The 13,098-nt window shown below is 60.1% G+C and carries 14 protein-coding genes and 1 tRNA gene; 10 read left to right on the forward strand and 5 right to left on the reverse strand.

Annotated features, from left to right (window positions below; translation table 11 throughout):
- The 5 genes from E9677_RS13250 to E9677_RS13270 all read left to right on the forward strand — a co-directional run bounded on the left by E9677_RS13250 (position 1) and on the right by E9677_RS13270 (position 6,636).
- Complete coding sequence (locus E9677_RS13250) at positions 1 to 1,554, forward strand: hypothetical protein (protein WP_136558550.1); 1,554 nt, start codon at positions 1 to 3, stop codon at positions 1,552 to 1,554.
- The gene (locus E9677_RS13255) at positions 1,551 to 4,529 is read left to right on the forward strand and encodes a hypothetical protein (RefSeq protein WP_136558551.1); all 2,979 of its coding nucleotides are present in this window, start codon (positions 1,551 to 1,553) and stop codon (positions 4,527 to 4,529) included. The genes E9677_RS13250 and E9677_RS13255 overlap by 4 nt, the downstream gene beginning before the upstream one ends.
- 178 nt (positions 4,530 to 4,707) lie before the next feature.
- Positions 4,708 to 5,451, forward strand: coding sequence for a hypothetical protein (locus E9677_RS13260; RefSeq protein ID WP_136558552.1), 744 nt, complete (start codon positions 4,708 to 4,710; stop codon positions 5,449 to 5,451).
- Complete coding sequence (locus E9677_RS13265) at positions 5,429 to 5,896, forward strand: hypothetical protein (protein WP_136558553.1); 468 nt, start codon at positions 5,429 to 5,431, stop codon at positions 5,894 to 5,896. Before E9677_RS13260 ends, E9677_RS13265 begins: the two co-directional genes overlap by 23 nt.
- Positions 5,893 to 6,636: an HNH endonuclease gene (locus E9677_RS13270; RefSeq protein WP_136558554.1), complete on the forward strand. Its 744-nt coding sequence runs from the start codon at positions 5,893 to 5,895 to the stop codon at positions 6,634 to 6,636. Before E9677_RS13265 ends, E9677_RS13270 begins: the two co-directional genes overlap by 4 nt.
- Before the next feature lie 55 nt (positions 6,637 to 6,691).
- Here E9677_RS13270 and E9677_RS13275 read toward each other — a convergent pair whose 3' ends face one another.
- Both E9677_RS13275 and E9677_RS13280 read right to left on the reverse strand, forming a co-directional pair.
- Positions 6,692 to 7,402 carry an SOS response-associated peptidase gene (locus E9677_RS13275; protein ID WP_136558555.1) on the reverse strand — a complete coding sequence of 237 codons (711 nt, stop codon included), beginning with the start codon at positions 7,400 to 7,402 and terminating at the stop codon, positions 6,692 to 6,694.
- Between the two features lie 43 nt (positions 7,403 to 7,445).
- The gene (locus E9677_RS13280) at positions 7,446 to 7,778 is read right to left on the reverse strand and encodes a hypothetical protein (protein WP_136558556.1); all 333 of its coding nucleotides are present in this window, start codon (positions 7,776 to 7,778) and stop codon (positions 7,446 to 7,448) included.
- A gap of 292 nt (positions 7,779 to 8,070) precedes the next feature.
- Here E9677_RS13280 and E9677_RS13285 point away from each other — a divergent pair, with 292 nt between their 5' ends.
- The 3 genes from E9677_RS13285 (at position 8,071) to E9677_RS13295 (ending at position 9,963) form a co-directional block, all read left to right on the forward strand.
- Positions 8,071 to 8,721, forward strand: coding sequence for a hypothetical protein (locus E9677_RS13285; protein ID WP_136558557.1), 651 nt, complete (start codon positions 8,071 to 8,073; stop codon positions 8,719 to 8,721).
- Positions 8,722 to 8,782: 61 nt separating this feature from the next.
- Complete coding sequence (locus E9677_RS13290) at positions 8,783 to 9,301, forward strand: phage tail protein (RefSeq protein WP_136558558.1); 519 nt, start codon at positions 8,783 to 8,785, stop codon at positions 9,299 to 9,301.
- A gap of 11 nt (positions 9,302 to 9,312) precedes the next feature.
- Positions 9,313 to 9,963: a DUF4376 domain-containing protein gene (locus E9677_RS13295; RefSeq protein ID WP_136558559.1), complete on the forward strand. Its 651-nt coding sequence runs from the start codon at positions 9,313 to 9,315 to the stop codon at positions 9,961 to 9,963.
- A 206-nt stretch (positions 9,964 to 10,169) separates the two neighbouring features.
- Here E9677_RS13295 and E9677_RS13300 read toward each other — a convergent pair whose 3' ends face one another.
- The 3 genes from E9677_RS13300 to E9677_RS13310 all read right to left on the reverse strand — a co-directional run bounded on the left by E9677_RS13300 (position 10,170) and on the right by E9677_RS13310 (position 11,640).
- The gene (locus E9677_RS13300; RefSeq protein ID WP_136558560.1) at positions 10,170 to 10,922 is read right to left on the reverse strand and encodes a DUF3800 domain-containing protein; all 753 of its coding nucleotides are present in this window, start codon (positions 10,920 to 10,922) and stop codon (positions 10,170 to 10,172) included.
- A gap of 111 nt (positions 10,923 to 11,033) precedes the next feature.
- A complete protein-coding gene (locus tag E9677_RS13305; RefSeq protein WP_136558561.1) occupies positions 11,034 to 11,276 on the reverse strand; it encodes a hypothetical protein in 243 nt (80 codons plus the stop codon).
- Positions 11,277 to 11,564: 288 nt separating this feature from the next.
- Positions 11,565 to 11,640: transfer RNA gene (locus E9677_RS13310), tRNA-Thr, on the reverse strand.
- A gap of 194 nt (positions 11,641 to 11,834) precedes the next feature.
- Here E9677_RS13310 and E9677_RS13315 point away from each other — a divergent pair.
- Together E9677_RS13315 and E9677_RS13320 are read left to right on the forward strand one after the other, a co-directional pair.
- Positions 11,835 to 12,608 (forward strand): NAD kinase, encoded by a 774-nt coding sequence (locus E9677_RS13315; RefSeq protein WP_168801206.1) that lies wholly within the window; start codon positions 11,835 to 11,837, stop codon positions 12,606 to 12,608.
- Positions 12,609 to 12,615: 7 nt separating this feature from the next.
- Positions 12,616 to 13,092, forward strand: coding sequence for a hypothetical protein (locus E9677_RS13320; protein ID WP_136558563.1), 477 nt, complete (start codon positions 12,616 to 12,618; stop codon positions 13,090 to 13,092).
- The last annotated feature ends 6 nt before the right edge of the window (positions 13,093 to 13,098 follow it).

Raw genomic sequence — 13,098 nt, forward strand, 5'->3', positions numbered from 1 at the left:
ATGATTTCGCGAAATCGCTTCTTCAACGACTCTAACATGGCGAATATCGCCAGCAACCTGTCTTCACTTTTCGAACCGCCGAGCGGTGCCGATGTCGCGAACTATGCGACGGCCGACGCAAAGCGCGCCGAGGCCAACCGGCTCGGGCAGCTCTTCGACTACGCGACGGACCCCAACTTTGATCAGTCAAGGTTTGACCGCCTGGGCGCCGCTGCCGGTCAGTGGACGCCCTCTCAGGGCTACTACGCCGTCGACCAGGGCAACGCGACGCAGCGCTACGGCTACGACCGCACCTATCAGGCTTCGACCGAGAACAACGTCCGCGACAATACTCGCGCTCTAACCGAGCGGGAAATCCAGGAACGCGGTCTGATGGATCGCCAGATGGCCTCTCCGGTGATCCTCAATCAGGGCCAGCGGGCCTTTCTTCCGGCGCAGACCGTCGAAGCGACGGACCTCACGGAGATCCTGGAGGGCGCACCCAAGCCGCTCAGCGAAACGGAATGGACCGCTCAGCAGAACCAGCGCCTGCTCGACAACGGTCGTCTGACCGACACCGATCTGATGGACGCCATCATGGGCGACAAAACCCCGGTGCGGGCGATCGATCCGCGCACCAATCAGCCCGCCTACATGACGCCGGGAGCCGCAACACGTGTGGGAGCGCAGCCCTATGAGCCGGCCAGCGCTGAGAGGATCGACAACTATCTGGCAGTCGGCCCCGATGGGCAGGAAATCCGCTTCCCCGGTATCGTCGGCCCTGACGGTCGAATTGTAGACGCCAACACGGGCCAGGTCGTACCGAACGTGATCCGCAAGGAAGGCACTGGAGGCGGCATGTCCCTTGAGGCCGATGGTCAGGGCGGCATCCGCTTCACGACGGGCGGGGCCGGTAACACGGTCAGCCAGCAAACACAGCTTCAGGGCCAGCGAGACGCGGCAGCGCGCAGCGCTCGCGAGCTTCAGACGCTCTATGACAACCTTTCCGTTTCCGACGTCGGCCTTGCCGGTAACTTCAACGAGCTTCTAACGAACTACGGCGCCCAGGTCTGGCCCGAGGTTGCCCGCGGCGATGTCACAGCCATGCGCGCCCAGATGACCGCAACCACCATGGGACTGGCCCGCAGCTTGGCTGGCGACAGCCGTATTTCCGATACCGATCGGCGTCAGGCTGCGGAGGTGATGGCCGGAAAGGGCTTGGGCGAGAGCTTGCCCGGCGCAAGGGCGAAGATCGCAGCGCTCACAGTCCTGCATGCATATCGTGAGAAGTTCGCCGGCACGCTGGCCGAGGGCGGCGAAGCGCTACCCCCGATCAATCGCGCAGTCGTGGGCCAGCTCGTCGATGAAGGCGCGATCTCGCCCGCTCTGGCCCAGACCTACGTTGAGACCATGCTCAGCACCAGCCGAGGCGGCCCGACGCAGGTTCCCGGAATGGACAGCCTGCAACCGCAGCAACCCGCGCAGCCCCCCGCCTCGCCACAGTCGCCGCCGCCCGGCGTTGATCCCGCAGATTGGGAATACATGACCCCTGAGCAGAAGGCACTTTTCCAATGAACCTGGAGCAGAAGCGCGCAGTCGCATTGGCGCAAGCCCGTCGTCGCCGAGCTGAGGCTGAACAGACCGAAATCCGGCCGGAAGACCGCCGCGACAGCCGGGGCGTTCCAGGCGGTCCCGATCTGCCAGCTATACCGCCGCCGGGGCGCGCCGAGCGGGCGATCGATACCGCTGGCACGGTCTTGGGTGCTCCGCTCGACACGGCTGACAGCGTTCTGAGCAGCATCTTCGGCATGCCACCCTCTGAGATCTCTGCGGGCGATCTGTTCGGCTCGGGGATGCAGGCAGTTGCGGGCATCAAGGAAAACCGGCGCATTGAGGCGACCAATCCGGGCATCCAGCCGGGCGGAGCTCCGCTCAGCGAGCGGGCCTATTCCAGCTTCTTGAACACGCCCGAGGCCCGCGACCGCTATCTGACGAACACATACGGCGCGGAGAATGAAGGCTGGTACGTTCTGAACGACCAGTTCGGCAATCCAACCGATCGGCGTGTTGTTCGGGATAAGGACGGCATCGAACGGCTCTTCAATCCGCCCGGCATCGACATGGGCGACGTTGCCAGCATTTCCGGCGCCGTGCCGGATCTCGTCGGCGCCATCGGTGGCGCGGCAGCTTCCGTGCCGGCTTACTCCGCAACTCCTGCCGTGGGCATTCCAGCTTCCGCCGTGATGTCAGCCGCTGGCGCTCAGATGGTCGGCGAAACGGTCGGCCGGCTCTTTCCCGAGAACCGGGAGGCCGAGCCCTCAGTTGTGGACGACGTTCTGCCCCGCGCAGCCAAAGAGGCAAGCGTGGACGCGCTCCTTGGGACCATCTTCGGGGGTGCTGGCAGGCTGGCGTCTGGCGCGACGAATTGGGCCAAAGCACCCTTTGCCAAGTCGGCATCCGATCCCATCGCGACTGAGTTCCGGCAGGCATCCGAGCGCCTGCGCTCCCAGGGCTATGACATCGCGCCGCTAGCGTCCGAAGAGGGTGCAGGGGGCTTTGTCCCGCGAATGGAGGGCCTGCTTGAGAAGCTGCCAGGATCGAGCGAAGCGATGCGCCAATATCGCCAGCACGGCGATCAGGCCGTTTCCCGTTTCCAGGATGATCTGGCCGGCGGTGTTGATCCCAACGCCGTGGGACGCGAGGCCGTGGGCGAGCTTTCGACGCAGCGGCAGAACCTCACGATCGATCGTGAGCAGGCCCTCACGCGAGCCGATCAGGCCATTGACCGGAACCAGACGAATTTGACCGAGCGGCAAGGCCCGCTGATGTCGGCTGAAGGTGCAGGCCAGCAGACCCGTGCGGGGCTGGAGCGCGCGCGGCAGGAATTCAAAGACGAGGCGAAACGGCTTTACGATGCCGCTCGGGCCGCTCCTGGCGGCCAGGATGCAATCGTCAACGTCAGTCCGGTCCGCGATCAGGTGGCCCGCATCCGTGAGGCCCTGCCCCCGACTGCCGACGGCAGCCCGAGCAACCGTTTCACCCCGCAAGGGCTCTCGCGCTTCCTGCTTGGCGTCGACGACATCGCAGAGAACGTGACCATCGAGCAGGCCCGGCAGATGCGGTCCCTGATCATGGATGCGATCGATGACAAGACGCTGATGCCGGGCGTGCCGGAACGCTACCTGAACCAGTTGAACCAGGCGATTTCGCGCTCGATCGACGACAGCGTTGCCCGTGCCGGCACGCCGGAACTACGCCAGGCGCTTTCCCAGGCGAACCGCTTCTATGCGCAGAACATCGATCGCTTCAATCGCAAGGGCATCGCGGAGACCTACCGCGAACCGACGCAATCGGGCTTTGTGGAAGACAACAAGCTAGTCGAGCGGCTACTTTCCGGCCGGGGCAACCCGGGCGTGATCCGCGAGACCCGCGACCTGATGGGCGCTGACAGCCGCGAATGGGCAGCCACACGCCGCAGCGCCGTCGAGCAGATCCTGGATACCGGGCGGGACCAGACCCGGCAGGGCCGCAAGGTAGTCAGCGTTGACGGGCTCGTGGAGCGGCTGAACCGCCTCGATGATGAGGCCGTCACCGAGCTTTTCGGCGTTGCCGACGCTCAGCAGCTTCGCAATCTGGCCGTCGATATCTCCAACCGCTCGAAGTACCTGGACGCCGAGGCGCTATCCCAGAACGGCACGCCCAACATCATGAGCCAATTGCGAGCTGCAGCCGTCGCCGAGGATCAGATCGCCAAACAGTACCGGGACAGCGCAATCGGGCCTTTTCTGCGTGGCGAGAACGGCGCGGCTGCGAAGCTGAATGCTGAAGAGTTGGTGCCTTGGCTTTATCGGCGCGCTTCTCCTAATGAGGCCTTGCAAGTGATGACCAAGCTGCCGACGCCCATGAAGGCTCAGGTCGAGCGTGGGATTGTCGCAGACATCGTTGAGAGCGCGATCAGCCGCGGCGGTGGCGACATGTCAGCCGTGCGTCGTCTCGTGACCAACGAGGCGAACCCGGCAGACAGCCAGGGCATCGCGGAACTGCTCGGGGCGGGCAAGGACAGCGTGAGCCGCCAGCAGGCGGATCGGATCAACGCGCTCGTGTCGCCCGAGAACCGTCAGGCTCTGCGGGATCTGGCCTTGATCACCGCTCGCCGGCAGGAACGGGACGCCACGACCAGCGCAATCGGCGGTCTTGCTGCGGGGGCTGCGGTGACAGGCATGCTTTCTTCTCCAGGCCGAGCTTTCCAGGGCGCCGTCGTTGCCCGTGGTCTCGCTGCCTTGATCACGCAACCCGGCTTCAGGCGCTGGATGACCAACACTAACCGGAAGACCATGAGCCCCGGCACGCAAGCCCAGATGACGGCACTCACGCCCCAGGCGATCGGGCTGGCCGGCAACGCATTGGCTGAGAACTCCGATGTGCAGGCCGCTCTTGAGTGGCTGAACGCTGGCGCGTCTCAGATCAACGAAGCGGGAGAGCGCGGAACCCGGCCACCGCAGGGCGCGGGCTCGTGGGAAGACTTCTTTGATCGGGAGATTGCGCGCTAAAGCAGATACCGCCAAAAGCTGTAGGACCACGCGTGCTGCGGCCATAGTTGAAAAAGGCAAACCGGCGAAGTGTGCGAAGGTCTGTTTGCTTTCCGATGCCCTAAGCTACGGTGAGGTTGGCAATCTCTCCGCAACCTTTAACTGGTATGAAATGAACATTGAATGAGAGAAGCGCGACATGACATGGTGCGATAAGCTCGCTTCCCAACCGACTGTGGGAATTCAACTCGATCCGTTCTATGGCGGTAACGAGACGATTTTTACAAGGATGGCGCCCTTGGTGGCGAAATTGGGTACGCCGGAGAAGCCTGAATTCTCGGCAGAGGTGCCCGACATATATACCGTGAAGATCCAACGTGAAGACGGTTTTCAATACTCGTTTGACGCGCACAAAGCGTCAGTTCAATTCCAGCACAGAATGCAGTTTAAGCCAACCAGTGGGGGACTTCCAGTCGCGCAGCTTATATCGAGCCCAAAGGTATTCTCTTCACTGCTGGCTGACGCGACAGAGATGCTTATCGAAGCGGCGCTACTGCTTCCGGAGGCAAGTCAGAGGCACATTCGGCGCATCGGAATAATCACAACTACAGCGGTGTCAGCGGACGACCTTCCCCCTGGTATCGTAAAGTTCGTTGAGTATCTAAGCCGGCCCTGGAGCGGCAGAGTGGAGGCCATAAATTCTACGATCGTATCATCGCTTCGAGAGGACGAGCAGTCGATCGAGCGCTGCATTCATACGATCACGAAGCCAGAGGACGAAGAGGCTCTCTTGACTCTCAGGTTCGATTGGCAAAGGGTTCTGAAAAAATCGCCCCTCGTTTCGCGCCGTGAGCTTGATAAGCACATTGCGTCCGCGACAGAAGGGGCTCTTTCGTACTTCGAAGACTTGGCAGTGGGGAATGCGTTCGATGAAGGCGCGTGAGAATTTCCGCGAAAGCGTGACGATTTCCGATCCTGCGGCGGGAGCGAACTTCTCTGCTGCAGCTTCAGTTTCTTCATCCAGACTGTCGGGGACAGAGAGCAACGCCGGGTCATTCGAGACCCCCAATTTCGCGCCTAAATCAGTGTATGCCGTGACGTCAAAGGTAGCAGGACGGTTAAACGCTACCGCGGTGTCCGCTGCAGAACATCAAGCTCTTTTGGACGAACGCCAAAAGCTCCTCGACCGGAAATTCTCTGGCGAGTTTACCCGTAGGGACGAAAATCGCCTTGCTTACGTTCGGTGGTCGTTGGACCGGATAGAAGACGCTCAATATGGCCCCGAACTCGACAAGCTCGAAGAGCACATCTCCCAATACGAGAATCTGCTTGGCGAAATCACAAAATTTACTGCTCAACTTGAGCGACACAAACGCCGGGGCCGATGACTGAGTCCGCCATTGTTTCCGATGAGTCTGATCTTGTGGTCCGCTCAGACGTTGCACCGGGGCTGCGTTATGGCGAGTACAAGAACACCCTTAGGCGAGACTTCTTCTATTCTTGCGCCTACTGTACAATGTCGGAAGCTGAGGCTTCTGCCATCCGCTTCACCATCGACCATTACGAACCAAGAAGCGCGCGCCCCGATCTGGAACACGAGTATACCAACCTGATGTACGCCTGCGACGCCTGCAACACGTTCAAGGGTCCGCGAGTGGTTCCCGATGAAGCAAAGGTCGATGGCATACGCTTCTTTCGACCTGATATGGATCGCTATGTCGACCACTTTCGCCGGAGCGGGATAAGGATCACGGCGCTTAGCAAACTAGCTGACTTCAGCATTGATGCTCTGGAACTGAACCGACTAGGTCTGCGGCGGCTGAGAGACCTTCGCCAGCGATTGGTTAACTGCGAAGAAATGGTTCTCGCTGGAATTCGTGCCCTATCGCGCTTTCGCGTTGATCAGTTGCCTCCGGAGATCCGTAAATCAGCGATCAACGCAATCAAACAGCTTGACTTGACGCAGGAGGCCATAGCTACCGCCCTGAACGAGGTCTTGCGCGAGCACGCACGTTCACAACTACTAGATACAGAGGACGATCCAGTAGAGCGGAAAGCACGCTTAAACCGCTTAAAGGGCACAGAGGCACTCTATCCGGACGCCCTGTGGAGAGCCGCGAAAAAATGAAGATCGTTGTCCTGCGATGAGATATTTGTATGATTTAGTCGTTCGCTATCCGCGGCTACGGTTTCACCAAGTTTAGCTCTTGATCCGGCAACGGCCGCTGCAGCTCCTTCGCCTCCACCCAGGGAGCTGTGAGCCACGTCTCAACATCGTACTCCCGCTTCAGTATCACCGGCATCGCCTTGGGATGGATTGGCCCGACCACGCCGTTGGGTTCCGTCGTCAGGAAGCCGAATAGGTCGTCGCGCGTCAGCCCGTCTTTCACCTTCCGCACGCTTTCCCACTGCGAGACCCAGATCCCCGCAAAGAACATCAGCGGCTCGCTTTCGTCGCCGGCGAACCAGGCGTTCGGAGTTGCGCCACCTTCAGGCTTCGAAGCGGGATCGGGCTCGGCAAATCGTGTGATCGGTACAACGCAGCGGTTCTCGACACCGAGCCAGCGCTTCCAGTGGGAACTGCTTGTGTTGCGAATGTTGGTCGTGCCGCGGTCGGGCTCATGCTTCCGCAGATGCTCGAAATCGACGGGCTTGCCCTTCTCCCGCAGCTTATCGGCTCGCTTCGAGGCCGCATCGAACAGCGCTTTCTGAGAAGACGGCATGCCCCAACGGACCATCACCGCTTCACGCTCGCCGCCGTTGTTGCGGACGATCGGCGCCATCTGATCCGGGTAGACGTTCAGCGAAGGCTCCAGGTTGCCAAGCCGGTCGATCGCGTTGGTGAAAGCCCGGATAGCTTCCTGGTTGGTTGTGATGTTGTAGAGATTGCACATGAAAAGGCCTCCCGAAGGAGGCCGATGTTGGATCTCGATCGGGTTATTTGCAACCCTTGCTCTTCAAGGTGTTCTCGATCGCCTGAACCTTGCCCTTGGCAACGGCAACCTGGCCTTCCTTGTCGCCGCCGACGGCCGAGGACATTGGCACGCCGATCAAGAACACGCCGACTGCGTCGCCGGTGGCCGCTTCGTTCTGAGCCTTCGAAACCGCAGCAAGGTTCTGTTGCTCTTTAATCAGCTCATTGCCGAGCTGCTGGCAGTTCTGGCCCTGATAGACGGCCATCGGGATATCGACTGGCACGATTGCGTCCGGGCGCTTGGCGCAGGATGAGAGGGCGGCAAGTGTTGCCGCAGCGGCGACGTATTTCTTCATGATGCTCCCCAGCAATGTTTCCAGACAGCAAGCTATCCGGGGAGGGCTCAGAAAGAAAGGGTTGTCTTGCTTTCCCACACATACCTTAGGCTGAGAAAAGATCTCAGGAACTGCGGGCGACAGTTGGCTGATCTCCTTGTCTATTCGACGTAATTCACATAAGGTATCTGTGCTGGTAAATGGCGGAAATCGAGCGTCCGCACCACTGCTTCTTTGAAGCTGAGATCAACTCCTTCGCCCATCCCTCGCCTTACAGCGCGAGCTTCGCGAAGTTGTTTATGTGGTGCGATTTATGCCTTCGCCGATCTACTATCAACGAGCCTACAACTTTACCCCCGGTGTGCCCGGCCTCCAGGTCAACATTGAGCTGGAGAACGTCGAACAGTCCGTGAACAGCACCATCGATGCGCTCAAGGACGTTCGGCGGGACGACGGCGCGCTGAAGAACGGGATCGTCACGGTCGACAGCCTTAGCCCCCAAGTGGCCGCAGGAATCGGCGCCGGTGCGCTCGCTTCGGCAGAAGCTGCCGCCGCTTCGGAACTCGCAGCCGCCGCGAGCGAAGCCGCCGCCGCATCGTCTGCCTCTGTGGCGGCAGGGGCGGCAGAGACAGCGATCGATGCTCTTGGAAGTACAGAGATTGCCCAGGCACAAGCGGACTTGGCCCGAGGCGCAGCGCAGACGGCCCGCGATTACGCGAACCAGTGGGCCACCGAAGGGGAAGACACGCTCGTCGACGACGGCGTGAACACGCCCGGCTATTCGGCCTATCATTGGGCGCAGGTCGCGCTTGGTGCTGCGTCTGGAGCAATTGCTGACGGATCTGTGACGACGGCCAAGCTGGCGGACGGCGCGCTTTCCGCAGATACGACGGGCCGCGCCAAAATGGCAGATGGCTTCAGACGTGACGGATCTTATAGCTGGGAAAATCGCGATCCTTCCTAGTGGCGAGGCCTTACCATCATCTGATATCGGCCCGATCTGGCATGCTGACTATGCCGCAATCATGACCTGGCAGACTTTCAGCGCCAACGGCGCGGCCTATACGGGCTATGCTTCGATCGACATCGGAGCGCCGCGCCTTGACGGGCAGAGCACCCCGCGCACCGGCTGGCTGAAGCGCAATGGCGGAAGTTACTCCAAAACCACTTATGCGCCGCTTTGGAACTGGGCGCTGCACAACGGGCGTGTCGTCACGCTCGGATCGTGGGCGGCAGGAGCCTTTGTCTTCGCGGATAATGGCAACGGGACGTTCAAGCTCCCAGACAATCGTGGGGAGTTTGAACGTGTATGGGATGACGGTCGCGGGATCGATAGCGGGCGTAATTTTGGCTCCCAGCAATCGGACGACATTCAGAGCCATAGCCACACGCAGCGCTATCAGGTCCTCACCAACCGCCAATCGGGCACAGGTGACTGGTTCGCAGTGTCGGGCTCAACAACGAACGGCGCCCAGACCGGTAGTTCAGGCGGCTCCGAGACCCGTCCCCGCAACGTCGCCCTTCTCGGCACAATCAAATTCTGAGGATCTGATCCATGTCAGAAGCGCCAACAGTGTTTCATTTCCATCCAACTTCCGGTGAGTTTGTCGGGTCGTCATATGCCGATGCCGACCCGATGGAAGAGCGGCGTTGGGTCGTGCCGGCATCAGCCACGCTGACGGCTCCGACCGAACCGGCTGAAGGGTTTGCTCTCGTTTTCGCGAACGATGCCTGGCAGGAGGTTGAGGATCATCGAGGCGAGGTGTGGTGGGATGCTGACGGCCGCGAAGTGCAGATCGATTTCCTGGGAGATCCTGCCGATCGAGACCTGCAAAGCAGCCCGCGACCTGCTCCGGCGCCGACCGCGATTGACGTTGACGCCGAGCACGATCGACGCGCAATCCGCGGGAAGGACTTCGAGATTACAGGCTACGGAAGTTTGCCGCTCGAAGGGTCTCTGCGCACCCAGACGGTCCTGCTCGCCCTCAAAGACACGGCGCGCGATCTCCAGGAAGCAGGCGTCAATGCGCCCGTTCTGTTCCTCACCGATCGGGACAACGGCGACCACTATCTGACGCCAGCCCAGGTGATCGAACTGGTCAACGCCGGCAAAGCCTTCATGCAAGTTCTGCACGAGGCCAAGCGAGCACTGAAGGCGGCAGACCCGATCCCGGTCAACTACGATCAGGACAGCTACTGGCCCTAGCTCTCGGCCTGTCTCCCAATAGGAAACGGGTAGGCCCGATCTTTCTGGGGCCATTGAGAAGAACGGAAACAGCGTGTTAGCCCACCAAGACCCCAAAATTAGAAATCCATACCTTGAGATCACGCCAGTAAAGATTATATTTAGGCTAAGTGGAATGGGGATACTCGTTCGGCGTCTGGCTCCGGTTCACCGGGGCCTTTCGCTTTTTAGGGGAAGACTTTCATCCCCGACATAGGGAAGAACTCGCTTCCCATAAATTTCGTCTTAATGATGTCAAATGAACGGTTTGGCTGCATTGGGCGCATGCGGTTGATGCCGATCGGCCGTGCGACCAGATCCGCAAGTTGAAGCCCGATGGAGTTGCTGGCCTTCGGGATTATCTCCATCTCCAGGCCGGAAAATCCCTGGCGCGCCAGATAGTGCTGCCCGTCCATGATACGCCGAAATTCCAACTCCAGAGTTCTGTCTTCATCCCCGCCGCCCGCCTTGCCGCCCCGTTGCTCAAAAATGATGTGCGTCATCTTCCCGTTCTGATCACGTGCATCGAGAAAGCGCGCTAGCCGTTCCATGCAGAACAGCAGCGCGAGGTGGTAGGGGTTATCCGGATCTGCGTAGCGACTTTTATGACGATCCTTGTGAATGATCGTGGGGATGATGGTCATCGGCGTATCATCGATGATCGATGTGAGCTGATCTAGAAATTTACCTTTCAATTCTCGGCTCTTCAAAAAGTCGAAAGGCGCTAAGTCTTTGCGGATTTCACGCTCATGCAGGACACATGCATCATGCCCAAACCATTCAAGCTTGAATGCTTGAACCCTTGGGCAGACAAGGTTCACATAGTCAGCTTTGCGAAAGACGCAGAACGCTAAAACGAAAACCGGGTATTCAGGATTTACCGTCGCCAAATTGTGATCGCCACTTTCATCGACGTAAACAATGTAATCTCCGAATTCCATGCAGATACCACCCCCGGTCAAACCTAGCCGAAGACAACTATGCCATTTCCGCCGGCCTGGCGGCTACCGTAGGGCGAGGTTTTCACCGGCGAATGTGCAGCGCCCTGAGCATCAGGCTTCAGAGGCGTAGTGCATCCCACATCGGATGCCGTTCGGCGTTGGCGCGTCGTTCAGGGTGCATCCGTTGCCGCGAGCAATCCGGTTGAGCAAATCCGGCATCACCACGCCACCACCGACCCGCGCAATCATCGCGTCACCGTTGTAACGACGCCGGATCTCGCATTTCAGACATTCGACATGGATTTTGCGGCCGGCGAACTCGGACAGGGTCCGGGCTCCCTTGTAAGCATGCATGGACGGTCACTCGTGGGCCGCCGCATATGGCCCGGTTGTTCATTGATGTCGCCGCCGGGCTTTCTATCGCTCGAATGGACGAGGCGCGCAAGCCTAACCGTCGAGCGGCGACCTTCTGATGCTCTCCGGCTCAATCCCGAAATTTTATCGGCAGCCGAGCCCGCTTGTCGCGCTCATGTCGCGTCGATTCGCCGAGCATCAGTGAAAACCATTGGAAACCAACGATTCTCATTTGCAACATGGCGCGACATGGAATTGAGCGATTTCAGAGCTAAGTGCTTGAAATTATGGTGCCCCCGGCAGGGTTCGAACCCGCGACCCCCTGATTACAAATCAGGTGCTCTACCAACTGAGCTACAAGGGCAGTGGGCGGTGTTTAGGCGGAAATCGGTTTGCGGTAAAGCAAAAAATCGGCGGACGGTTAGCGGATATGGTGAATTTCCACGGCGCGCGCGCACTGATCACACAGCAGCGAGCCGAACCGTTTCGAGGGCAAAACGGCTTGTGGTTACAGGTATTTGTCATGTACGACTGGGCGGCATTTCATCAGGGCTCGCCATGTCTCGCACGTTCCGGTCGCTCGCCTTCATCGCTTCCAACACGGACGAAGCCCAGGCTTCGCGCAATGACCTGATTCGGCTCTACGGCCATACCGAGCCGGCCGAGGCCGATGTCATCGTGGCGCTCGGCGGCGACGGGTTCATGCTGCAGACGCTGCATGACACGATGAATACCGGCAAGCTCATCTACGGGATGAATCGCGGTTCCGTCGGCTTCCTGATGAACGACTATTCCACCGACAGCCTGCCTGAGCGGATCGAAGTGGCGGTGGAAAACGAGTTTCACCCCCTGAAGATGACGACCAGCAATACGGACGGATCGGTTTCCTTCGCGCTCGCCATCAACGAGGTCTCGGTATTGCGCCAATCCTACCAGGCAGCCAAACTGCGGGTGGTGATCGATGGCAAAGTACGGCTGGAGGAACTGATCTGCGACGGGCTGATGGTGGCGACGCCGGTCGGATCGACCGCCTATAATCTCTCCGCCCATGGCCCGATCCTGCCGCTCGAGGCGCCGCTACTGGCGCTGACCCCCGTCAGCGCCTTCCGTCCGCGCCGCTGGCGTGGCGCGCTCCTGCCGGACAAGGTGACGGTGGTGCTCGAAGTGCTGGAGCCGGAAAAGCGTCCCGTGAATGCGGTCGCGGATCATACGGAGGTCAAATCGGTGCTGAGGGTTGAGATCTCACAATCTGAGGACACGACCGCGCGAATCCTCTCCGATCCGGACAGATCCTGGTCCGACCGAATCATTGCCGAACAGTTTTCCGATTGAGGCTCCGATGAAAGCCCGTTTTTCGACCGCCCTCGCCTTTCTTCTCTTCGTCTCGACGCCCATCATGGCCGATGACATCGGGCAATTGCCCCTCTCCGCCACCTTCGTGATGAGCGGCGGTTACTGGGAATCGGGGCCTGAAGGCGTTCCCGGCGCCGAAACCGAGGTGGCTGCCGGCGAGCGCGGCTATTACAAGCTGGTGGCCATTCGGCAGGCGGATCGCACGGCCCGGATCCATCTGCAGATGATCGCCTCTGGCGAACAAGGGCTTCGGCTGGTGGAAAGTGTCGAGCTGGAGGAGTTCACGGCCATCAAGCCCTATGTGACGGGCATTCGCCCCGAGAGCATGAGCGGCGTCGCCGGCACGCCTGGCTTCTTTGCCACCGTCTATCTCAAGACCGCACCCGACACGGACCGCGTCGAGGAATGGACGGTGCTGATCGACGAGCTCGGCGACATCCGGGTGGAACGGGCGAGCAACTGAGACGAT

Source organism: Peteryoungia rhizophila (assembly GCF_004912145.1).
Lineage (GTDB): Bacteria > Pseudomonadota > Alphaproteobacteria > Rhizobiales > Rhizobiaceae > Allorhizobium > Allorhizobium rhizophilum.